Here is a 22,047-nt window from a genome sequence, read left to right on the forward strand (position 1 = left end):
TTACCGAACTCTGACACGGGCATGCACAGGACAGTGAACCCGAATCGTTGGAATTCAAATGATAACGCCCCAACTTAGTGCGCGCCATGGAAGTCTTGGTAGGCCAACCGTTCTAAAACCGACAGTTCAATAAACTTACGACGTCGAATTGTGCATTGGCATGGTCGCTGCTAACGCCCTTTTATCATTTGAAATGATTCAGGGAGCGACACAATGAACACACAACTCAAACCCACCTTGGGCACCCTGCACTTATGGGGTATCGCTGTCGGCCTGGTCATTTCCGGTGAATACTTCGGCTGGAGCTATGGCTGGGGCGTCGCAGGGACGCTGGGCTTCCTGGTGACCTCCCTGATGGTGGCCGCGATGTACACCTGCTTCATCTTCAGCTTCACCGAGCTGACCACCGCCATTCCTCACGCCGGCGGACCGTTTGCCTACAGCCGTCGCGCCTTCGGAGAAAAAGGCGGTTTGATCGCCGGCCTCGCGACACTGATCGAATTCGTCTTCGCGCCACCCGCCATCGCCTTGGCCATCGGCGCTTATCTGAATGTGCAGTTCCCGGCACTGGACCCGAAACATGCGGCCGTGGGCGCCTATATAGTGTTCATGGGCCTGAATATCCTCGGCGTGAAACTCGCCGCCACCTTCGAGCTGGTGGTATGCGTGCTCGCCGTCGCTGAGTTGCTGGTGTTCATGGGCGTGGTTGCACCCGCCTTCAGTTTCAGCAACTTCGCCCTCAACGGCTGGGCCGGCTCCGACACCTTTGGCGCACCAGCGATTGCCGGCATGTTTGCCGCGATTCCTTTCGCCATCTGGTTCTTCCTCGCCATCGAAGGTGCAGCCATGGCCGCCGAAGAAGCGAAAGATCCGAAGCGCACCATTCCAAAAGCCTACATCAGCGGCATCCTGACCCTGGTGATCCTGGCCATGGGTGTGATGTTCTTCGCGGGCGGCGTGGGCGATTGGCGCACCCTGTCCAACATCAACGACCCCTTGCCACAAGCCATGAAAACCGTGGTCGGTGACAGCTCCGGCTGGTTGCACATGCTGGTATGGATCGGCCTGTTTGGCCTGGTCGCCAGTTTCCACGGCATCATCCTCGGCTACTCGCGCCAGTTCTTCGCCCTGGCCCGCGCCGGATACCTGCCGTCTTTCCTCGCCAAACTGTCGCGCTTTCAGACACCGCATCGGGCGATCATCGCCGGCGGTGTGGTCGGTATTGCGGCGATCTACAGCGACGGCCTGATCAACCTGGGCGGCATGACACTGACTGCGGCGATGATCACCATGGCGGTATTCGGTGCCATCGTGATGTACATCATGAGCATGCTTAGCCTGTTCAAACTGCGTAAGACCGAACCCCTGCTGGAACGCACCTTCCGCGCACCGGGTTACCCAATCGTGCCGGGCATTGCGCTGGTGCTGGCGGTGGTGTGCCTGGTAGCGATGGCCTGGTTCAATGCGCTGATCGGGCTGATCTTCCTGGGCTTCATGGTGGTTGGGTTCGCCTACTTCCAGATGACTGCGCAAGACCGTGCCGATGCGCCGGCGGATGCGATGTTGACCGGGCTCTGATCTACTTAGAGGCAGAACGGGCCTACACTGAACTAGTAAGAAAGCCCGTCACTCAAAGCAGTTATTACCGTGGGAAAACTCTCCCACGGCAATCTGCCTCAAGGAGAGCCTTATGCCGTGGTATGCATGGTTGATTTTAGTGGTCGCCATCGGGTCGATCGTCGGTGGACTGATGATGCTGCGTGACAGCGCCAACAAAGTGGAACTCACTGACGAACAACGCAAGCGCGTGGCCGAGCGCAACGCCCAGGCGGATGCCAAGGACGCGCAGGATCGCTGAACTTGGGTTACTCCCAAGCCGCCTTGGCAATATGCAAACCGTGCTGCCCCTTGTAGGCAGCACGTTCCGGCTGGCTCCAGCCGTTCAGCAACTCATCTTCCAATTTATAGATCTCAACCCCAAGCGGGCGGCACACCGTCAGCGGATCCTGCGCCTCAGGCCCCCACATCGGCAGCGATAAATCCCCACCGGGACATGTCGACAACGCGCACAGCAAATCAATCTCGGCAAAAAATTCCAGGTAATCGCCCTTCTGCGCCGGGCAGGCTTTCATGAAATACATGTCGTCATGATTCAGGCCCGTGCACTGGAAAATATTCAGCACGTCATGCACGTCGAATTCCGTCAGACCGTGGGGTAAAACCGCGCGGGTCAGGTTCGAGTGACAATGGTGATGGAAATCCTCGCCAGTGAGCATGCGATTCACATACGGATCACAGCGCGTGCCCAGCAAATCATGCAGACGCCCGCCGTGCTCATCAATGCCGTAACTGGCCAGGCTGTCATCGGTGATCGTCACCAAAGGCCGCAGGAATGGCAGGTTCGACCACAAGCGGTCATGGGTGCTGACATGGGCACCTTGCAGCTGACGCGTACGCGCCGCCCACAAGCGCTCGCGTGGGTCATTGGCGTTCCACACGTTGAAGTCACCCACCTGCGGGCCCACCGGCGTGGTCACACGGAACACATGCCCGGCCGGCACCTTCCACGCCCTGCCCGTACGAATCGGCACTTCAAACTGCTCAATCAACGTGCGTTGCTGTTTTCGATCACGAATACGCTCGTAAAACGGCGTGTCGACCTGCAACGCCGAACCATTGCTGACCTGATAAGCGGCCGGGTAGTCTTTGTACATGGTGCAGATCCTCGATCAAGGGTGGTTAAACAAGGCCAGGGACAGATGTTCCGAATCATCCAGGTACAGGCTCATCGCCTCCCCTGCCGCCGTTTTATCCTGCTGGGCCAGTAAGGTGTAAATTTCACGATCACGCTCTAGCCACGGCGACTGGAAGCGCTGCTCATCGGGCGCGGCGCAAAACACCAGGCGCAATTGGGCGATCACCTGGGCAAAAAACTCATCGAACAGTGGGCTGTGCATCAACCCGACAATATGCTGGTGAAACACCAGGCTGTGGGTAGCGACCGCACGCCAGTCTTCTCGCTCACGGGCCAGGGTGGTGGCGTCGATGGCGTTCTGCATGCGTCGGGATTGATCTTCTGTCAGAGGGCCGCTCTGGGCGATGGCCTGCAACTCCAGGGTGCGACGGACGACAAACAAGTCACGCACTTCCTCCCGCGCCAACCGCCGGACCATTACCCCTCGATTGCGCACATAACGGGTCAAGCCTTCCTGCCCCAATCGGTGCAACGCTTCACGAATAGTGTTACGCGATGCGTTATAGGCCTTCACCAGTTCCATTTCGATCAAGGGCATTCCTGGTAGCAGTCGCCCGCCGATGATGTCAGCACGCAGCTCCAGGGCAATCTGGTCGGCTAAAGACAAACTGAGTGTCATGGCTACCTCACGATTGTTGAACAATCCTCCACGTAGAGGTAACCACTTTTCGTGCCAACGGCTACCGAACAGCACATGCGTGTAAATCAAATCAAGTTGGTTAGAATGCCAACCTGTCCCCGAGGCCGCCCCTATGCGTTATTCATCCGACCACAAAGACCAGACGCACCAACGCATCATCAAGGAAGCCTCGGTACGCTTTCGCCGCGACGGCATCGGCGCGACCGGCCTGCAGCCGCTGATGAAAGCGCTGAACCTGACGCATGGCGGGTTTTACGCGCACTTCAGGTCCAAGGACGAACTGGTGGAAAAGGCCCTTCAGGCTGCAGCAGCAGAGTTGGACGCCCATTGCGAGATGCTGTTCAGCCAGGAGCGGCCGCTGGAAGCCTTCATTGACAGCTACCTGTCGGAGTGGCACCTGACCTCGCCGGCAGAAGGCTGCCCATTGCCGACCATGTCCTCTGAGCTAGGCCTGAGAGGCCAGCACAGTGCAACAACAGATGCAGTACTCGGCGCTCGACTCAAGCAGATTGAAACAGCCTTGGGGAATGGACAGTGTGACGCGCAAGGCTTGGTGATGATGTCGACACTGGTAGGCGCTTTGGTGCTAGCCCGGAGTGTCGAGGACAAGGCACTGGCGATGCGCATCCTGGACGTGGTGCGCGACAGCTTGAAAAACCAGGTTGCGGAGGATGAAAAAGCCGGTCAATGACCGGCCTCCCCTTATTGGCTTAGTTGATGACAAGCCGATCGCGGTTCTTCTCCAGCAGCGCCTTGCCAATCCCTTTCACTTCCAACAACTCATCCACCGCCGTGAACGGACCATTGCTTTCGCGGTAGGCGATAATCGCCTTGGCTTTCGAGGCACCAATGCCGAATAAATCACGGCGCAATGTCTCGGCGTCTGCGGCGTTGAGATTGACCTTGGCGGATTGCTCTGCCTTGGCTACCTGGGCGGTAATAGGAGTTGTGGCTTCCTGTTTGATGGACGGTGCCGCGGTGGTGGTGAAGGACAGGGAAGTAAGGAACGCGAACATAAGAGAGGTTAGATAGATATTTTGCATTGTGACACTCCATGAATTAACTAAGCGAAGGCAGCTTTCCGAAGCCGCACTCGAAACTTAGACGATCTATTCAAATCGTCAAAACGGAGAACGTTACATTGTGTAAGTACTACCGATCCGAGCATGCGCACCCACGCAAACATATTTGGCCTCATTTCACCCATTTACTTCTTTACCTGCTTACCACCATCATTGACTCGATAAACACATACATATCGTTGAAGCCCGAGTAATTTAGTTAGCTATAACTGCACCTGCTAATTGAGCCCCCCTATAAAAAGTGTGCCTAGAGATTTCCGCATTTGAAAAATTAGCGCATACTGTAGGAATTTAGGAAGATGGGGAGGGGAAAATGGGAGCGTACAAATGCATGTTCAAAATCGACGAGACGGCTGACTCCGCAGCCTTCTTCGAGGAATTTGAGCGCGTGTGTGCTAAGGAGCTTACGCCTGCGTACTCAGGATCCGACGCCTGGACGGGTGTCAGAGTCTTCGATTTGCGTGGAGCCAATCGTTTATCAGAATTACCCTACTTGAGATCACACCTCGAAAAAATCGGCATGAAAAACGTCGCCATGGTGAATTATTACAACATGGCACCGCGTTCAGAACAGCATGCTCATCGAGACCAGTCGGGAAATCTACTGTTTGGAATATCTCGACTCCATATACCACTGAAAACAAACCCTCTTGCTTTTTTGGAAATTGAGCACATTCGTTACCAACTTAAACTGAATGAAGTTTGGGCGCTTGATACGTCAGGACTCCACGCCGCACAGAACGAAAGCGATGTAGAGCGCGTTCATTTGGTTATTGATGTCAAACGCGCCCCCGAAACAGAAAAGTACTTCCCTAAGATGACAATGGCAGTAAGGCTTCACTTAGCAAAATTCATAATCATCATGGGTTTTAAGGTCTTGCGTGACATTTTAACAAAGCCAGCAACCATTCTAGACCGTATGAGTTACATCGTAAGAATGGTGACCAAGCAAAATAGGTAACGTCTAGCTAGCCAACCCTTAGGGAAAGCTAGCTTTTCTATAGCCGGTTAAATTGGTAAGTCGCCTCGTCGCTTAGTGTTGCTACCATGGAATGGGTCTCCGGACATGTACCGGAAAACACTCACCCACCTGCGGGCGTGAGTATTCGTTTCGAGTACGCTGGATTGGGGGCCTGGCACCCCTGACTCGTGTAGAGGCCCAACATCGCTGGCTCCCGGTACTCAATCGGAAACTATCAACCCACCCGCCGGGCGACGAACTTAATGTTCGATCAACCCGACATGGCAGAATTTAGTGGGTTTGAGTGGAGCGCAAAACCAGGCGTTTTCCATACGCAACTCGGTTTATCCAAAGGAGCAGGGATACCAATATAAAAACAGCAAAAATACTGTTCCATGTCATGATACTTATTAGGAATGATGAGTAAGTGTAGGCGATGAAACACATGTAAATAGCGGGTGAAAATATCGGCCTGGCGTTCTTCAGCATGCTGATATACCCAGCATTGAAAAACAAACCTGACAATAGAAAGTACGTCAACGCACCGAAAGCAGAGAAGTCAGTAATAGTACCACGGAACATTGTGTATATATTAGACTGAATAATATTGTTGAAGTTGTAATACTCATCGTAGTAGCCCTCTGGAATAAAGGCGGTACTGCCTAGCGCTTTAAAGAGTGCCATGAATGTGTACAACCCATAAGTATTTTCGCCGCTATCAACGAAGTGAGCAATTGAGTAGCCAGAGTAAACGCTGGAAAACCAATCCGAAAAAGCATAAAAATGCCCAAAAGCATAAGACGAAAAGTAGTACAGTAGCTTATCTATGGTTTCCTCGGTGGTTCCTCCACCAATGCCCCTTGCCAAAAAAGATAGGATGAGTATGGGCAGCAAGCAGATTAAAGAGAAAAAAATCACACGATTTGTTTTTTTGTTGGTGAGGGAGAAATCGCCAGAACTTATCCGCGCTACCAGCACGCCAGAGTAAAAAAATGCAGCACATTGGAACAAGGTCCCTTTATCTGCATAGACCACCATGTAAAGGCAGGCCGGAACGAAACTGAATAAAAAAACGAGCAGTTTTTTCGGGTTTGTTTTTCTTGCTATGATCAAACCGCCAATACAGTTGGCGGTATAATTAAGCAAGGTTCCTGTACGCGAAAAGAAATTCGCCTCAATATTGCCACTGTAGCGATCATTCAAATATCTATAAGCTGTTCCAGTCAAATCGGTTAGAAAATCGTAAGGAGAATATCCCTGGATGGATAAATTTATGAAAATACAAAGCACCACAACAATCTGCATTGAATAGAAAGAAATCGTTAAAAATGAACTGTTATATATATCCGCAGACACTGTTGATTTCTGTTCGTTCTTTGTATTTTTTGGCGTCCATGTCGTCAATAGGGACGGCATTGAAAATGCCAACAAGCACGCAAATATATAAACCATTGCGAACGGGTTCGAAGGAACACTGAACATCACGACCAAGGGTAAAAACGTCAACAAAAACCAAAACAACGTAAATACTACCGACGGCGCCACCCAGGATTTGCATTTTATCTTAAGCAAATATGCAAAAGGCAGTATCATGAGGCTAATCATAATTGATATTGCTTTTAGGATGTAGTCATCTGGACTCATTGTTTTACCGATATTGTGAGACGTATGAATAGGGGCATTACAATTACCCCATTGTCATTGAAAAAATATACATGTAACGGTTTCAGTGCCTTTTTAGATCTCGCAACGCCTCGCGTTCCCTCTTCATTACAGTTATCCCTGTCTAAAATCCGCAAAGCCACTAGATGCCACATACCGGTCAAAGAAGAACACTATTCTTTCACAAGAAACCACCGAGACATTCTAGCACGTGCTCTGTGGCGAGAGATGCACGTTGAAGGCTTGACCGCTCAGCGAAATCTCTGGCCCCAGAACGGTTAGAACGGCTCACTGAAAGGAATTGATGCAGTTCACGGGCCGAGCATCCTTGCGCAGCTTTGGGAATAGGTTTATTGAGGCCTCCACTGCCCTTGGCATTGCAGCTACGGGCATGATTACGCATCCAGAATAAAATACGAGCCTACGTTCATCAGTGTCGACAGGTGAATCATGGGAGGGGTCGTCTGACGGTCACTCAGTACGCACATCACAAAACGAATCCATGCCAAGACTAGCCAGAGTACTGAGTCCGCAAGCATGCCGCGCCGACAAATGGCGCGCATGAATGAGTAGATCCGGCGCGCGCCCTACGCTCCAATGGAAGTATTTGGGCAAACGTATTCAAGTCGCAGAAGCTGGAAAGATCAATGAGGTTGAGCACATGATGCTGGACACACATAAAAAATCCGATGCTAGATATCTAGCATCGGACCTTAAGATTTATATATCAGCAGCGTCAACGCACTATAATTATTTCCAGTCCAGTTGATGCTGCCCCGAGCCTAGCTCTGTTGATTGCCCATTGTGAATAAACTTCGCCGATGAGCCGACTGGGACAGTCACGTTGATAAGGCGCTTAGGATAGTCAAAATTCAAGAAAATGTTCCCCTTCGGCGTGGGAAGGGTGGCGACTGCCGAAAAGCGGAGCGCACGGGAGGGAGCCAGTTCCCAATTCTGCCAGCCCGCCTTAGTCGGCCTCACCCCCAGTAAGTACCTAGGTATTATATTGGCGGGTGCCGCTCCCCACGCGTGGGTCCAATCTTCATTGTCTTTGAATTTTACGTCCCACGCCTCATGGGTGATGGTGGCATCGTATTTATTGAGCATGTTAAGCCAACCACGGTCACTCTCATTTAAAATCAAGCTCAATGCGAGATCATCCTCGCCCATCTTGAAGAGAGCTTCCAACAAATACTGGGCCGCAAACACAGAACTCGGAAATCCCCCTCCGTAGGCGGTGATTTTCTTTTTTATCTCGGTTACAAATAATTGACGCTCATCTTCATTTACAAGCCCGAAATCCAACGGTACAAACAGACTGTGTGCGGACGTATGACTTGAGCCTATACCGTCAGAAAACAATCCATTGCTCAAGGTAACCTTCCCACGAATTGCTGCCTTCAGCTTTTCAGCTTGCTCAGTGAAAAACTGACGATCAGACTCCTCATCCAACGCGTGTGCGATGTCGGCCATCCGAAGCATAGACTCATAGACAAAGGCATTAGTTACCGTGTTATTCGCGACCATCTCATGACCGTCGCGCTGGCTGGGGGGCCAGTCAACCAGGTCACCCATTGGGTACGTCACCTTGAGTGCTTTCTTCAGCTCAGGTTTTATCTTGCTGATATCCACCATGCCCGTTTCCGAGATGGCGTCCTTGAGGGTCAACAGTTTCAACCAAGCATAGTGCGTACGAAGAAACTCCTTATCTCCGGTTTGCATGAAGTCAGCCCATGCCATCAAGATCATGTGAGACTGCCACTCAGTCGGCCAAGTGGGGTTTTTCACCAGAAACTCAAATGTCCGCCTTGGAACACTAACTTCGCCCACCTGCGCGAACCAACCCAGCATGTTGATATATGCATCGGCCTCATACGGCAGGCGCTCCCTGTCTCCATCGACGAAAATACCTGCAAAACTAGTGGCCATCATCGTATGGTCCATTAAGCGCATAATTCGATCGAGTTCAAGCGCAGAAGAATCACCCGTAAACGAAATTTTCCCCTGCTGCTGAAAAGCGGAAGAACGCGCATACTGGATCGATATGGACTGCTTGGAAAAATCCCCCTTCCAACCATAGATATCGATATACCTGAAGGGCATGACAGAACCAATATCGCTAGGCATCAATCGCGCATCTTCTGGAGGAAGAGCTACAGGCTGCGAGCCTTTTTTAAGGGCGATTTCAGTATCATAAAATCGCACCCCAATCCGCTCAGCACCAATACTGGGAAGGGGCTCTGGCTCGGAGCTTTCTCTGAGTTTCAGTCGGATTTTAGACCCACTATTAGCTGCATCGACATTGAAGGCCACTTTTGCAAAGTACACCTTACCCAGGTCAATCGTTATCTTATCTACCGAGGTGGCGATATTAAAGTCCGTCAGATCAACGAGACTGACAATAGGCGCTTCGACGTGGTCTGCTTCTACACTTTTCTTATAAAAAAAACCACACACAAAGAAAAACAAACACAGCAAAATGAGGCACGCATAAACACCTCCTTTCCGTGGTAAAAAACGCGAAACATGCATAGACACTACCTTATTTAGAAGTCAAGAATCCAATCGTCGCTGTTGATAAATCCAATCCACTATTTCTCCATCTGGCGAGTACCCACTGACTGTTTCCCTGAGCAGTTGCCTCACACTGCTGTAATCATCCTTCGCCACAGCAGAGTTAAGCTCTTTCAACTTGAGCTTTAATTGTTCCCAGGGAATATAGTCCTCATTAGCACTCATGATCATTGGGTGATCTGTGGCAATGACATTTTCACCAATCAGCAACTCCTCGTACAGCTTCTCACCGGGCCTCAGCCCAGTGAATTCGATTGCAATATCACCATGGGGGTTAGCGTCGGAGCGCACACTCATCCCAGACAGATGAATCATTTTTTTGGCTAATTCAATTATCTTTACCGGCGCCCCCATATCCAAAACAAACACGTCCCCCCCCAACCCCATCGACCCGGCTTGAATTACCAGCTGAGCCGCTTCTGGAATTGTCATGAAGTAGCGCGTGATTTTGGGATGGGTAACCGTTACAGGACCGCCTGACTTGATTTGCCGATGAAACAGTGGAATTACCGAGCCGGACGAACCGAGGACATTTCCAAACCTGACCATCGTAAAGCGGGTCTTATTGATAGTCGGCACCGCGTCTTGTGCCTCATATAGCACGGGCGCTTTTTCCCGACTCAACGCCTGAAGCACCATCTCTGCAAGGCGCTTGGTACTCCCCATGACATTCGTCGGCCGGACGGCTTTATCTGTCGAAATCAAGACAAAGTTAGAAACACCTGCGCGAAGAGCGGCTTGGGCGGTATAAAGGGTTCCGTTGATGTTATTTAACACGCCCTCAGCAATGTTATGCTCAACCATGGGCACATGCTTATACGCAGCCGCGTGATAAACGGTATCTACTTTCCATGCTTTCAGCACGTCAAATATCTTTTCCTGATTACGGACTGACCCCAGTATCGGCAACAGCTTAATGGGTAGCGATTCGCGTTGTATCCGATGTTCTAATTCAGAAAAAATACTATATAAATTGAACTCGCCATGTTCAAAAAGGAGTAACGCTGTAGGGCGTAATTGAAGTATTTGACGGCACAGTTCCGAACCGATCGAGCCCCCCGCCCCGGTGACAAGCACGACCATACCCTTGATACAGTGCTCGAGCAGTTCGCCTTGTGCCGGAACGGCATCCCTGCCCAAAAGGTCTGCCACATCAACCTCTTGGATATCATCAACCTTCACTCTACCGCTGGCCAGGTCCATGAAGCCTGGCACGCTACGCACATGAAGGGGGAAACCTTCCAGATAATCGAGTACCTCACGCCGACGTGCACGCGTCGAGGAAGGAATCGCAAGCAGAATTTCCTGAGCGCCGGTAACATCAACCATTGTTTGGATATTTTTAGGCTTGTAGACTTGCAACCCTGCAATCACGCTATTGGCGATGCTGGAATCATCATCGATAAACGCCACCGGCCGCATCAACCGCCCCATACGCAAGGCAGCCACGAGCTGATTACCTGCCGCACCAGCGCCGTAAATCGCCACCTTGGGAATACCATCATCCCGGTTGGTGAAGGGCACATGCTGTGAAGCTGCAAACCAGTCGCCTAAAAAGTATTGGCGCATCGCTAAACGCAGTCCACCCACCATGACCATGCTCAACCACCAGTAATTGAACACGATCGACCTAGGCACTACGTTCTGATGATTGCTGTACCAATAAACTATGAGCCCAAGAATTAACGAAGACAGAGTCACCGCTTTAATGATTGCGATCAGAGCATCATTGCCAAAATATCGCATGACGGCGCGGTACATACCAAACCGAATAAATAGAGGTATCGCGACTGCAGGCGCGCTTAAAAACAACCAAGTGTGCACTAAGAAAGGATTGCTAATTTCGTCTAAACCCAGACGTACTACAAACGCCATCCACAGCGCTACCCAGATCAGTACGACGTCCGCCAATAATTGGAATATTCTTTTTTTTCTGCGCGGCAGATTCAATAAGAAGCTACGTACTTTATCCATTTCGATTCTATCCCCTTCAGGAAGCTGATAACTGCCTTTACTACCGGCTAGCGCGGGCAGCACCCTACCAGCTGCCTCATTACTACGGTGAGGCGAAAAATAAAAAGGGCTGTGTGAGTGCACTCTGGGTCTGGCAGAGCGACTCAACAGCCTTGACAACTACAGCGACAACTTAGTTTTCAGCCGCCTCGTGCATTACAGCAATCAAGGCATCGCATGTCTTATCTATCTCAGCCGCACTCAATGTAGGGTGCACCAAAAACATCAAACTGGTTTCACCCAGCTCCTTCGCTATCGGCAAGCGATCCTTAGGTTTGAAAGACGTACCATCAAATGCCTTTTCCAAGTAAACCTCGGAACAGGAACCTGAAAAACTTGGAACGCCTCTCTCCGCCAAGCTGGCGATAATTTTGTCTCGGTCCCAGCCCTGCCGGAGCATTTCGGGTTGCACGAATACATAACATTTATACGCCGCATGACTGACATCATCCGGTAAATTGGGCACCCGCAGCCCTTTCAGCGCCTTAGCGCAGCTCCAGATTTTACTGGCATTTTCAGAACGAACTTTATGCCATTGCGCCATCTTCTTGAGTTGCAACCTACCGAGAACGGCTTGCACCTCAAGCATCCTCCAGTTGGTGCCAAAGCTATCATGGAGCCATCGAAAACCCGGGGGGTGCTGCCGCTCGTAGACGGCAGTCCAGTTTTTTCCATGGTCTTTGTAGGCCCACATGGTTGACCAGAGATCAGGATCGTTTGTCGTCACCATCCCGCCCTCCCCGCCAGTCGTCATGATTTTGTCCTGGCAAAAAGACCACGCGCCGATATGACCTATACTGCCAACTGGACGGCCTTGGTACGTTGCACCATGTGCTTGTGCACAATCCTCAATGACTTTAATGCCATGCGTTTCAGCCAACTGCATGATCGGCGCCATCTCGCATGGCCAGCCAGCAAGGTGCACACAAATAATAGCTTTGGTCTTCTCGGTTAGAACTGCCGCGATGGAGGAAGCGGTAATGTTTTGCGAGTCTCGATCGACGTCAGCGAATACAGGAGTCGCTCCTGCAAGGACCACGCATGAAACCGAAGCCAGAAACGTACGCGAAGTCACGATGACCTCGTCCCCTGACCCGATTGACAGTGCTTTGAGTGCAAGGTCTAGTGCTACAGTGCCATTTGCGACAGCAACGGCATGCTGAGTGCCAGCCCAGTGGGCAAATTCTTCCTCGAATTTTCGGCCTTCTTGACCAGTCCAATAGTTTACCTTATTGGAAAGGATGACCTCGCGAACGGCGTCTGCTTCTTCTACCGTAAAAGATGGCCATGGCGAAAATTGCGAATTGAGCATCAGACGAATCCCGGATTAATATTTGAAGAAGCCTTGGCCTGTTTTCCGACCCAGGTGATTAGCGCGCACCATTTTCCTCAATAGAGGATGAGCACGATATTTGGGGTCTCCCGTCTCGTTGTGGAGCGTCTCCATAATCGAGAGGTTCACATCATTACCGATCAAATCCGCTAAGGCTAGAGGACCTATGGGGTGATTTGCGCCCAATCGCATGGCCTTATCGATTTCCTCAGCTTCAGCCACACCCTCAGCCAAAATGCCTATCGCCTCGTTGATCATCGGTATGAGCATTCTGTTTACGATAAATCCCGGCGCTTCGTTTACCAGTACAGGGTCTTTACCCAGTTTTCTAGCAAACTCCATGGCCGTGGAAATCGTCTGCGAAGAGGTCGTAAGACCACAGATCACTTCAGCAAGCCTCATGAGCGCTGCCGGATTGAAAAAATGCAGGCCGACGACATTCTGTGGATATTGAGTTATACCTGCCAGTTCTGTTATCGATAACGAAGAGGTATTGGAGGCAAGTATCGTCGAAACGCCCACCACGTCAGACAGCTTCGCAAAAACCTCGCGCTTAGCCTCCATGTCCTCTGAGACTGCCTCAACAATCAGCTGCGCATCTGAAAGTGCTGGAAAATCCGTAACGACCGATATTTTTCCGATAAAGGCAGCGGCGTCTTCTTGAGAAATCCGACTCTTAGAGGCTAGCCGCTTGAATAACGTTTCCAGCTCCAGAAACGCGCGCTGGCCTTTTTCTACGGAATTGCTTTTCCATATAACAGTACTGACGTGCGAGCACTGCGCCAAAATCTGAACAATTCCCTTGCCCATAGTGCCGGTGCCAATAACACCAACAGTCGAAATAATAAGTGGGTCACTCATTTGCACTTCCTTATTCCGAAATATTTTTGATCAGTTTGGCCGGGCTGCCAAAATACACAGTCTGAGCAGGCATGGATTTCGTCAGTACACTTCCCATCCCCAGCATTGAGCCAGCGCCGATTGAGATGCCTTGGCGAATGGACGCCCCGGTACCTACCTCAACGCGCTCTTCAATACTCACATTTCCAGAAATGGCGACAATGGGTGCAACCGTCGAAAAGTCACCGATAACAGTGTCGTGGCCTACCGTACAGTTAATATTCACAATCACATGATCGCCGATTTCGATATCCACTGTGCATATTGTGCCCGCGCAGATGACACTGCCGTTACCTATCCGGACATGTTCAGCGTGCACAATCGCAGCAGGATCGATCAATGTTGCGTATGAAGGACGTCCCCTGACTTCCATTGCCTCTATAACTCGCTTCCTGACGCGAGGGTTGCCAATCGCAACGACAAACTCACAATCAGAATAGTCCGTCCATCTATCGACGCTGGATAAAACCACCGTATTACCATAGGTCTTTCCGTGGTTGTCGACGTTATCATCGAGAAACCCACGAATTTTTATTCCCAGCCGAGTTGCAAGCAGGTACACCTCTCGCCCGAAGCCACTAAAGCCTACAATTACTAATTCCTTGCGATCTGCCATCACACACCTGCCCACTTCCACATTCGTCGTCTCTCGTCTGTATTGATCAACAACGAGGGTTACTTGTTACCGGTAAATTTGCTCATCGTTGCCTCACCGGCGGCACTGATACCGTCACGCACGACGACCTTTTTTACTGTCAGAAAAATTATTTTAATATCGAGCCAGAAAGAGCGATTATTGACATACCAGACGTCCAGCTTAAATTTATCGTCCCAGCTGAGTTCATTACGACCATTTATTTGAGCCCAACCAGTCACACCCGGCTTTACTTCGTGACGTCGAAACTGTTCTGGCGAATATAGAGGCAGGTACTCCATCAACAACGGCCTGGGCCCTACCAAGCTCATATCACCCTTCAAGACATTTATCAGCTCAGGCAACTCATCCAGGCTAGTTGCGCGCAAAAAAGCCCCGTACGGCGTCATCCGCTCAGCATCGGGTAGAGGTGTTCCATCACGGTTCACCGCGTCACGCATTGTCCGAAACTTGATCATTTCGAACGGCTTTCCTCCGAGCCCCGGTCGCACCTGGCGAAACAAGACAGGCGAACCCAGTCGCTTCCTGATTCGCCAGGCCGTAAAGACAATGACCGGTGAAAGGATAATCAGGCCTATTGTCGACGCGACTATATCAAAAATGCGCTTGATCATTTAACAGCACCTTCCAGCCAGTCTGCGAAACGGTTTGAAAGCAGTACACGATCAAATTCCTCACGCGCTAAACGTAATGAATTTTGTCCCATCACTGCTAATGCCTGGCGGTCGTCAGCCGCCGCCTCAAGGGCATCTGCAAACCCCGACGCGTCCTCCGGGCGAACGGCGAAGCCACACTCGTTTTTTTCGATCATGCCGCATAACCACCCAGGATAGTTATTCAAAACGGGGAGCCCCGCCGCGATGTAATCAAAAAACTTGTTTGGGGACGTGCCAAAATAAAAGGCAGGGACATTGGCCAGCAATTGCAGGCCTACATCAGTTGCGGCCATCAATCCGGAAAGGCTAGCCTTGTTGACCGGATCATGAAATATCACATTGGTAAGGCCTTCCTTCTCTGCTCGGCTCTGCAGGGCCGGCTTAAGCTTGCCTTGGCCGATCAGTACGAATTTGATATCCGTCCGGCCGCGACGCTTTAGCTCCACAGCGCTATCAAGCAAGGCATCAAGACCATTAGCCATGCCATGGGTCCCAGCAAACAAAGCAACACAATCCGTGGGCGAGACACCCGCTGGACGCCAGGGCTGCGTAGACTCATTAAAAATATCCAAATCGCATCCGTTGGGAATCAGTGCAATTTTTGAGCGGTCCACTCCCCGGTGCGCAATACCTTCAACGATTCCTGGCGATAAACCTATTACACGATGAGCTGAACGGTAACTCGCCCACTCAAGCGCGGACAACGCTTTCAGCAAGATCGGATTACGTATAACGCCCATGGCTCTAGGTAATTCAGGCCATAGGTCACGCACCTCAAACACAAATTTCTTGCCTCTAAGCCAGCGTGCAAATATGCCAGGGATCCCTGCAGTCAAAGGCGTAGTGGTTGCAAAAATCAAATCATAACGTTCAGTCAGCGCGATCTTAACACTGGACGCAGCAAACCTTAAAAAAGTAAACGCTCGGGACAGAAGACCGTCACTGTTGGAATAAGCGAGGTCCAGTTCAATAATGTTGATACCGTCAATGGTCCCACGGCGAACGCGCTTTAGAAAAGGCCCCTCCAGACCAGTATCTCCGCCGCCATAACTGCCGCAAACAATGGTTACTTCATGCCCACGTAAAATAAGGCGCCGTGCCATTTCGTATGAGCGAATACCAACGGTGCCTTTGGGCGTAGAGAAATGTTGGTGAAAATAAATGACTTTCATAAATCCCAGCGATACTCCGTAATTAAAGACCCGGGCTGCGTGACTTCCAATTCAAGAACGGGCACCAGGTGTTTTTGCAAATAATAGCGAGACTCCCACCCGTCGATGACCTCACACCGCCGTACCGACATCGTGGGTTCTATCGAAATTCGATCTCTACCATTTGTAAAAGAATAATCGCTCTCTTGCACCCACACCCCCGGAGACAATCGCCAACGAAGAACGGCTTTCTCTTTAAACCCGTTGATTTCGTCAGAAACTTTCAGCCCCCCCTTATCCATGAGGATTGATCGCTTGTGGCTGCAACGTTCACTGTCCATATATGAGGCAGAAAAACTGACTGCAGTTTGTTGCGCATGAATGTGCGACCGTTCCTGGGTCTTTAACCAGCGACCAAAAAGAAAACGGCTCAATCGTGGCATTTGGTCACGACCGTCAAATTGAACGGTATTGTGAGACTGGGTACCAGGGAAGTAGTTTTGCCAAACAGGCTCTGTATTATAAGAGTAGCTTCCGGCATCCCGCAGCAGATTCGTATTCCCCCTCCATAGATCGACATGCATTGCGTCTGCTTGGCTGGGTCTGAAGCGAAACCGCGGATAACGCATGACGACCATCGCATCATTTTCGTGAAGCACCGCTAAACCGCCGCTATCACTTAACCTACTGGCAGGTAGTTCCAAATCAGACGCCGCCCGCGACAGGCCAAACCATTCAAGTCGATCGTCCCAGGGACCGGGAGGATAGGCATTAGCGTTAAGAAACAGGCGGCTCGACATCTGTACGGTTGGCCGAAAATCCCGATAGTCATCATCTAGCAACGGAAGTAAGCGTGCACCGTCATTGGCACCCAAATTTGGTGCATCCCCATTTGCGCCGCGAACCATCGTGTACAACCAATGAGTAGCAGCCCCGGCGCGCGAATTCCATAATGTCGAAAACTGCTGATCACCACGGCTAAGTCGCCAAAGCTCAACCATGCACAAAGTATCAAGCAACACACGATGGTAAGTAACAGAGTACTGGCTGAAGCTGCCGTCCTTGCCTATAAGCCGTTTCGAGCGGTTTTCTAACCAGTAGACGCCCATGCGTCGCCAACCAGCACCGCCCTCAATGTGGTAGCTAGCCAACAGGCTACCGCCAATGTAAAGCGCCGCTGCCTCGGACGTACCATGGTTGTTGTCCTGCGCTATCGCATATTGCAAAGTCGGGGCGATACGGCATAAGTGCAGTCGGATCAATTCAAGTAGCGGCGCTGACACATCGTGGGAGGAACCGATAATTAGACTGGCCATGGCAAGGTGCATGACCCTGATTGAGGCCTCCTGACCACATTTCCAGTTTGCACCAAAATAAGGCGGGTTGTGTTCGCACCAATCGTTTAGCCAAGAATTAAGTGTTTCAAGTGCAACGTCATCCCCCTCTTTAACGCGCTGCGCGAACGACAGCACCCAATCAAATCGCGAGGCTTCCCATATTAGTTTTATGTCACCTACCTTGGGATCAAAGTCAGGTATTTCCCACCAAGGCCGGTCTTGGTACTCCATGACCTCACCATTAATAGGATTCTTATGCCAATCGGGTGGGAGTGCACCCACTGGATACGGAATATAGCCAAATAATAAGCCGTTGCCGTGCCAGTGACCGGGGGAAACCAATTTTTTGGACGGGTGAGCTGATGGGAAGAAGAAGGGCCCCTGAGGAGCCTCTCCTTCTAATTTGAAAATAGGATTCAACTTCAGCTTCAGCCCGAGACGATAAAAAAGCACTCGAACGAGGTTCGGAACACCTAAAGAGAGTGCTGTCGTGAACTTAACAAACAGTAATTTCATTGTTCACGCAGTAATTCAGCAATTTCGATAGTCACGCGCGCCACCTCAAAAATCTCGTCCACAGGAATTGCGGGCTGGCCCGTCTTGATGGAATCAATAAAGTTGAGAGCACACTGATGCTGGCCTTTATCTTGCTTCCAAAGATTAAGCTTAGCAAAGCCGGGCCAACCATACCCCTTGAGCTTGCGGAAATTATCCAGCTGTAAGACTCTGCCAGCCGTAAAGACTTCCACGCGCTCTTTAGGAAAACTGGACGCGCCGTTGGCGGTGTAAATAATAGTGCCGAAAGAGCCATCCTCGAATCCCAACGTGATCGACGCCCGATCTTCGACAACCTCGATTCCAGGGCTATCACCCATCCGGCGGGCCTGTACCGAGACAATTTTACTGCCTGCCAGGAACCTCATCAAATCGACAAAGTGACACGCCTCGCCAATGATACGCCCACCACCCACCGCGTTATCCTGGGTCCAATGGTTGGAAGGTATCGCTCCGGCGTTCATCGTCAAAAGAAACGTTTTTGGTTCCTTGACGGAAGCTAAAAGAGTTTTCATTTTAGCGACCTGGGGAGAAAATCGGCGGTTGAACCCCACCATCAGGTGTGGTGATGAACCACGCCCATGCGCCTGCCAATAGGCTTGCTGTACCTGTTCAAGTTCAAGATGGCTAATAGCCAACGGCTTTTCGACAAACACGTTCTTGCCTGCTTCAAGCGCCTGCGATACAAAGCGAGCATGGGTATCATGACGAGTCACGACTGCGACGGTGTTGATTTCAGGCTCCGAAAGCGCCGCCTCCAAGTCTGTAGATGCCTTGGCAAACCCGGTTTTTTTACCGTGAATAACTCCGCTAATACCACCCGCAGTGACAATTGTATGAAGCTGTGCGCCGGCCGCCTTGAACGCGGGTATTAAGACGCGAGAGGCATAATTACCTGCACCAACAAAAGCCAGTACGGGTACTTCGGGGTTGAACGTAGCCGCCGGATTCAGTGAAACCTCTTTTATCGCTCTCTCGGCTACGTTTGATGTGTACTCAAGAATAATACCCAAGCCCGATCGATCGTCCGTCAACGCCTGGTACGCTAGCGCAGCATCCTCGAAGTTGAACTGATGGCTGATCAACGGTTTGACATTCAGCTGACCCGAAGCAAGCATATCCAGGACGGCTTCGAAGTTGCGTTGCTCAGTCCAGCGAACGAATCCGATTGGGTAATCTTGCCCTTTGTCCTCGTAGTTGCTGTCGTATCGCCCAGGCCCGTATGAACAAGAGACCTGAAAAGATAACTCCTTCTCATAGAAATCAGCACGGTTGAGCTCCAACCCCGTGACCCCCACCATCACGATACGCCCGCGTTTTCGGGACATCCTCGCAGCCTGCGTAACAGGATCACTGACCTTTGTAGACGCTGTAATAATTACACCGTCAACGCCGTGCCCTCGACTGAACGCCATACCCGCAGCAACGGGATCTTCGCCTTTTCCAGGATTACAAGTCACGGCGCCGAACTGACGAGCCAGTTCTAACTTCGAGTCATCAAAATCAATCGCCAGAACCCGGCAGCCGTGCGCAATTAGAAGTTGGACCGTAAGCAACCCAATCAGACCAACGCCCGTGACAACAAATGACTCACCCAACGTGGGTTCAGCCAATCGAATACCTTGCAGGCCGATACTGGCAACGACCACAAAAGCTGCCTGCGCATCCTCAACATTGTCGGGGATGCGCGCGCACAAGTTTTTGGGGACTTTAACAATATCGGAATGTGCGCCGTTGGAAACGACGCGATCTCCTATTTTAAATCCGTCAACCTCACTTCCTAGCTCGGCGACAATACCGACATTGCAGTACCCCAGGACAAGTGGCTGGGAGAGTTTTGACTGGACAGCCTCAATGGTCGTCATCAATCCATCTGTTTGGATTTTTTCGAGCACCATCTTAACTTTTTCTGGTTGCTGTCGCGCTTTCTCCAGGTAAGACGCTTTACCAAAACCAACCAACATACGTTCCGTCCCAGCTGAGATCAGGGACATGCGGGTATTAATAACAACGGTTCCGCGGGACACCTGTGGTGCTGGGGCCTCAGCGATTGTCGTACCGCCTTTCGCCATATCTTGCAAAATCTGCTTCATAAATCACCAACCATTAAGAGTGATAAGTGTCAACGATATACTTGATTGACTTAACGTGCTCGTTCGCAATAAAACTGAGCTTTTCTCGTGATGTAGAACCGTGGTCAAAATCCGATATTTTTATGCTGGGTTGATAGCTGACCTTAAGCCCAGATCGTCGACACTCTTCAGCAACAAAGTCTTCTTCGCCAAACAGAAATTGTGGGTAGTCATATGAAGCACCGCTCAGAAAATAGTGCCGCGTAAATATAATAAATGAGCCGTGTGGAGAATAAAATTCCATTCCTTCAGGGTATTTTATCAACGGTCTCCTTGCCTTCAGATCAGACAGCTTTCTGTAGAGCCGGAATAACCAGAGGCGCTTGAAAATAAATATGTTTTTCTGAAGAGACAATCGGGTGGGGCGATACAACGTCTTGGGGTTCAGGTCAGCAACGCGCTCTTGTGAAATGATAGCAGGCGCGACGATACCGACGTTATCTGGAAGCTCCCCCAAGCATACCGTTAGCGATTCAAAAAAATCATCACTGACGCTTAGATCAACATTGGAGACCGCCACACAATCAAAATCAGAAAGCGAAGGCAGAAAATCCACACCTTTTTTAAAGGCGGGAAAATATCCAACGTTGCCTGACTTTATGTAGTGGTAATCGAATTTCATACCCGAGATGAGGCTGAGCGTATCCGCCCCGGTCAGTTGCGTAGAGTTATCCACAACGACGAGCGAGAATTCAACGCCTTCGGCATTTGAAATAGCAGTTTCCAAAGAGCGCGCGTACGCTAATAGATGATCGTACGCGTTGTAGCAAACACAGATTATCGCAACTTTCATATCGCCCTGCTTCTGTAAATGATCCATTCAAACCATTGCATAATCGGTCCAGCATCAACATTACATACCTATAATGAGAGGTATCGTTTGAGCAGATTGTCTTTTTCCGTAGGCGATGGATAATTTATCAGAACGGCTTTATAAACGCCTTTAAACACGAACAGACTACCCACAGCCGCACCTACAATTCCGAACTTATTGATGAGAGCCCCAATATCATCCAACGAACCAGCCCCACCCAAAATCGTCAGCGGTACATGTATGTTTTTGTGAATTTTTTCCGCAATGTCAAGATTATAGCCTTTCATTGCACCGTCAGCATCGATGGAGTTGACTACGATTTCTCCAACGCCCAAATCTTGTAATACCTTTGAAAGCTCTATTGGGCATTTGCCCGTATTTTTTCTTCCATTATTGATCCACACTTCATAACGCCCACCCAGTAACTTCTTTTTAACGTCTAACACGACAACCACGCTTTGGCTGCCAATTTCATCCGCAATCTGTTTGACCAGCGAAGGGTTGAGCACCGCGGCGGAACTGAGTGCAATTTTCTCCACACCAAGACCGATAATTTTTTTGGCTTGGTCCGCATTGGAAATTCCGCCGCCGTAGCAAAAAGGCATACGGCATTCCATTGCCATTTTCTGTATCAACGCGTAGTCGGGCTCACGCCCCTCAACCGAAGCATCGATATCCAAAACGATAAGCTCGTCTACTTCTTTCTCATTGAATATCTTCACCGCATTTAACGGATCACCCACATATTTAGGGTCTTTGAATTTTACCGTTTTAACAAGACCCTTATTTTGAATCAACAAACAGGGAATAATTCTAGGTCGCAGCAT

Annotated in this window: 19 protein-coding genes; 4 read left to right on the plus strand and 15 right to left on the minus strand. The window is 50.5% G+C overall.

Annotated elements, in window-relative coordinates; translation table 11 throughout:
• Positions 1–213 precede the first annotated feature (213 nt).
• Both eat and AC0IYN_RS02005 read left to right on the plus strand, forming a co-directional pair.
• Positions 214–1,578, plus strand: coding sequence for an ethanolamine permease (gene eat / locus AC0IYN_RS02000; RefSeq protein ID WP_010211919.1), 1,365 nt, complete (start codon positions 214–216; stop codon positions 1,576–1,578).
• Between the two features lie 112 nt (positions 1,579–1,690).
• The gene (locus tag AC0IYN_RS02005; RefSeq protein WP_012722955.1) at positions 1,691–1,858 is read left to right on the plus strand and encodes a DUF2897 family protein; all 168 of its coding nucleotides are present in this window, start codon (positions 1,691–1,693) and stop codon (positions 1,856–1,858) included.
• 7 nt (positions 1,859–1,865) lie between these two features.
• On the opposite strand, the gene AC0IYN_RS02010 is transcribed toward AC0IYN_RS02005, so the two are convergent.
• Together AC0IYN_RS02010 and AC0IYN_RS02015 are read right to left on the minus strand one after the other, a co-directional pair.
• On the minus strand, positions 1,866–2,714 hold the full coding sequence (locus tag AC0IYN_RS02010; RefSeq protein ID WP_471840383.1) for an urea carboxylase-associated family protein: 849 nt from the start codon (positions 2,712–2,714) through the stop codon (positions 1,866–1,868).
• Between the two features lie 15 nt (positions 2,715–2,729).
• A complete protein-coding gene (locus tag AC0IYN_RS02015) occupies positions 2,730–3,374 on the minus strand; it encodes a GntR family transcriptional regulator (RefSeq protein WP_471840384.1) in 645 nt (214 codons plus the stop codon).
• Positions 3,375–3,507: 133 nt separating this feature from the next.
• On the opposite strand from AC0IYN_RS02015, the gene AC0IYN_RS02020 reads away from it, so the two are divergent.
• The gene (locus tag AC0IYN_RS02020) at positions 3,508–4,086 is read left to right on the plus strand and encodes a TetR/AcrR family transcriptional regulator (protein ID WP_471840386.1); all 579 of its coding nucleotides are present in this window, start codon (positions 3,508–3,510) and stop codon (positions 4,084–4,086) included.
• Between the two features lie 19 nt (positions 4,087–4,105).
• Here the strand turns inward: AC0IYN_RS02020 and AC0IYN_RS02025 are convergent, their stop codons facing one another.
• Positions 4,106–4,438, minus strand: a complete 333-nt coding sequence (locus AC0IYN_RS02025; protein ID WP_471840388.1) for a ComEA family DNA-binding protein — start codon at positions 4,436–4,438, stop codon at positions 4,106–4,108.
• 370 nt (positions 4,439–4,808) lie between these two features.
• Here AC0IYN_RS02025 and AC0IYN_RS02030 point away from each other — a divergent pair, with 370 nt between their 5' ends.
• Positions 4,809–5,438, plus strand: a complete 630-nt coding sequence (locus AC0IYN_RS02030) for an aspartyl/asparaginyl beta-hydroxylase domain-containing protein (RefSeq protein WP_406597357.1) — start codon at positions 4,809–4,811, stop codon at positions 5,436–5,438.
• A gap of 291 nt (positions 5,439–5,729) precedes the next feature.
• Here AC0IYN_RS02030 and AC0IYN_RS02035 read toward each other — a convergent pair whose 3' ends face one another.
• The 12 genes from AC0IYN_RS02035 to AC0IYN_RS02090 form a co-directional block, all read right to left on the minus strand.
• Positions 5,730–7,082 (minus strand): O-antigen polymerase, encoded by a 1,353-nt coding sequence (locus tag AC0IYN_RS02035; protein WP_406597356.1) that lies wholly within the window; start codon positions 7,080–7,082, stop codon positions 5,730–5,732.
• Positions 7,083–7,850: 768 nt separating this feature from the next.
• A complete protein-coding gene (locus AC0IYN_RS02040; protein ID WP_471840390.1) occupies positions 7,851–9,632 on the minus strand; it encodes an alpha-L-rhamnosidase-related protein in 1,782 nt (593 codons plus the stop codon).
• 21 nt (positions 9,633–9,653) lie between these two features.
• Positions 9,654–11,648 (minus strand): polysaccharide biosynthesis protein, encoded by a 1,995-nt coding sequence (locus tag AC0IYN_RS02045; protein WP_406597354.1) that lies wholly within the window; start codon positions 11,646–11,648, stop codon positions 9,654–9,656.
• A gap of 172 nt (positions 11,649–11,820) precedes the next feature.
• Positions 11,821–12,999: a DegT/DnrJ/EryC1/StrS family aminotransferase gene (locus AC0IYN_RS02050; RefSeq protein WP_406597353.1), complete on the minus strand. Its 1,179-nt coding sequence runs from the start codon at positions 12,997–12,999 to the stop codon at positions 11,821–11,823.
• A gap of 15 nt (positions 13,000–13,014) precedes the next feature.
• A complete protein-coding gene (locus tag AC0IYN_RS02055) occupies positions 13,015–13,881 on the minus strand; it encodes a 3-hydroxyacyl-CoA dehydrogenase family protein (RefSeq protein WP_406597352.1) in 867 nt (288 codons plus the stop codon).
• 10 nt (positions 13,882–13,891) lie between these two features.
• A complete protein-coding gene (locus AC0IYN_RS02060) occupies positions 13,892–14,536 on the minus strand; it encodes an acetyltransferase (RefSeq protein ID WP_406597351.1) in 645 nt (214 codons plus the stop codon).
• 59 nt (positions 14,537–14,595) lie between these two features.
• Positions 14,596–15,189 carry a sugar transferase gene (locus AC0IYN_RS02065; protein ID WP_406597350.1) on the minus strand — a complete coding sequence of 198 codons (594 nt, stop codon included), beginning with the start codon at positions 15,187–15,189 and terminating at the stop codon, positions 14,596–14,598.
• Positions 15,186–16,403, minus strand: coding sequence for a glycosyltransferase family 4 protein (locus AC0IYN_RS02070; RefSeq protein WP_406597349.1), 1,218 nt, complete (start codon positions 16,401–16,403; stop codon positions 15,186–15,188). Before AC0IYN_RS02070 ends, AC0IYN_RS02065 begins: the two co-directional genes overlap by 4 nt.
• A complete protein-coding gene (locus tag AC0IYN_RS02075; protein WP_471840392.1) occupies positions 16,400–18,235 on the minus strand; it encodes a heparinase II/III family protein in 1,836 nt (611 codons plus the stop codon). The genes AC0IYN_RS02070 and AC0IYN_RS02075 overlap by 4 nt, the downstream gene beginning before the upstream one ends.
• The gene (locus tag AC0IYN_RS02080; protein ID WP_406597347.1) at positions 18,232–20,367 is read right to left on the minus strand and encodes a bi-domain-containing oxidoreductase; all 2,136 of its coding nucleotides are present in this window, start codon (positions 20,365–20,367) and stop codon (positions 18,232–18,234) included. Before AC0IYN_RS02080 ends, AC0IYN_RS02075 begins: the two co-directional genes overlap by 4 nt.
• A gap of 13 nt (positions 20,368–20,380) precedes the next feature.
• On the minus strand, positions 20,381–21,226 hold the full coding sequence (locus tag AC0IYN_RS02085; RefSeq protein WP_406597346.1) for a glycosyltransferase family 2 protein: 846 nt from the start codon (positions 21,224–21,226) through the stop codon (positions 20,381–20,383).
• A 41-nt stretch (positions 21,227–21,267) separates the two neighbouring features.
• Positions 21,268–22,047 (minus strand): AglZ/HisF2 family acetamidino modification protein, encoded by a 780-nt coding sequence (locus tag AC0IYN_RS02090; protein ID WP_406597345.1) that lies wholly within the window; start codon positions 22,045–22,047, stop codon positions 21,268–21,270.

This window comes from Pseudomonas sp. AC112 (assembly GCF_979253545.1).

What these genes read in the sequence shown, in the direction of transcription:
- eat (WP_010211919.1), top strand. Translation starts at nt 214, where the DNA reads ATGAACACACAACTCAAACCCACCTTGGGCACCCTGCACTTATGGGGT.
- AC0IYN_RS02005 (WP_012722955.1), top strand. Translation starts at nt 1,691, where the DNA reads ATGCCGTGGTATGCATGGTTGATTTTAGTGGTCGCCATCGGGTCGATC.
- AC0IYN_RS02010 (WP_471840383.1), bottom strand. Translation starts at nt 2,714, where the DNA reads ATGTACAAAGACTACCCGGCCGCTTATCAGGTCAGCAATGGTTCGGCG.
- AC0IYN_RS02015 (WP_471840384.1), bottom strand. Translation starts at nt 3,374, where the DNA reads ATGACACTCAGTTTGTCTTTAGCCGACCAGATTGCCCTGGAGCTGCGT.
- AC0IYN_RS02020 (WP_471840386.1), top strand. Translation starts at nt 3,508, where the DNA reads ATGCGTTATTCATCCGACCACAAAGACCAGACGCACCAACGCATCATC.
- AC0IYN_RS02025 (WP_471840388.1), bottom strand. Translation starts at nt 4,438, where the DNA reads ATGCAAAATATCTATCTAACCTCTCTTATGTTCGCGTTCCTTACTTCC.
- AC0IYN_RS02030 (WP_406597357.1), top strand. Translation starts at nt 4,809, where the DNA reads ATGTTCAAAATCGACGAGACGGCTGACTCCGCAGCCTTCTTCGAGGAA.
- AC0IYN_RS02035 (WP_406597356.1), bottom strand. Translation starts at nt 7,082, where the DNA reads ATGAGTCCAGATGACTACATCCTAAAAGCAATATCAATTATGATTAGC.
- AC0IYN_RS02040 (WP_471840390.1), bottom strand. Translation starts at nt 9,632, where the DNA reads ATGCATGTTTCGCGTTTTTTACCACGGAAAGGAGGTGTTTATGCGTGC.
- AC0IYN_RS02045 (WP_406597354.1), bottom strand. Translation starts at nt 11,648, where the DNA reads ATGGATAAAGTACGTAGCTTCTTATTGAATCTGCCGCGCAGAAAAAAA.
- AC0IYN_RS02050 (WP_406597353.1), bottom strand. Translation starts at nt 12,999, where the DNA reads ATGCTCAATTCGCAATTTTCGCCATGGCCATCTTTTACGGTAGAAGAA.
- AC0IYN_RS02055 (WP_406597352.1), bottom strand. Translation starts at nt 13,881, where the DNA reads ATGAGTGACCCACTTATTATTTCGACTGTTGGTGTTATTGGCACCGGC.
- AC0IYN_RS02060 (WP_406597351.1), bottom strand. Translation starts at nt 14,536, where the DNA reads ATGGCAGATCGCAAGGAATTAGTAATTGTAGGCTTTAGTGGCTTCGGG.
- AC0IYN_RS02065 (WP_406597350.1), bottom strand. Translation starts at nt 15,189, where the DNA reads ATGATCAAGCGCATTTTTGATATAGTCGCGTCGACAATAGGCCTGATT.
- AC0IYN_RS02070 (WP_406597349.1), bottom strand. Translation starts at nt 16,403, where the DNA reads ATGAAAGTCATTTATTTTCACCAACATTTCTCTACGCCCAAAGGCACC.
- AC0IYN_RS02075 (WP_471840392.1), bottom strand. Translation starts at nt 18,235, where the DNA reads ATGAAATTACTGTTTGTTAAGTTCACGACAGCACTCTCTTTAGGTGTT.
- AC0IYN_RS02080 (WP_406597347.1), bottom strand. Translation starts at nt 20,367, where the DNA reads ATGAAGCAGATTTTGCAAGATATGGCGAAAGGCGGTACGACAATCGCT.
- AC0IYN_RS02085 (WP_406597346.1), bottom strand. Translation starts at nt 21,226, where the DNA reads ATGGATCATTTACAGAAGCAGGGCGATATGAAAGTTGCGATAATCTGT.
- AC0IYN_RS02090 (WP_406597345.1), bottom strand. Translation starts at nt 22,047, where the DNA reads ATGCTGCGACCTAGAATTATTCCCTGTTTGTTGATTCAAAATAAGGGT.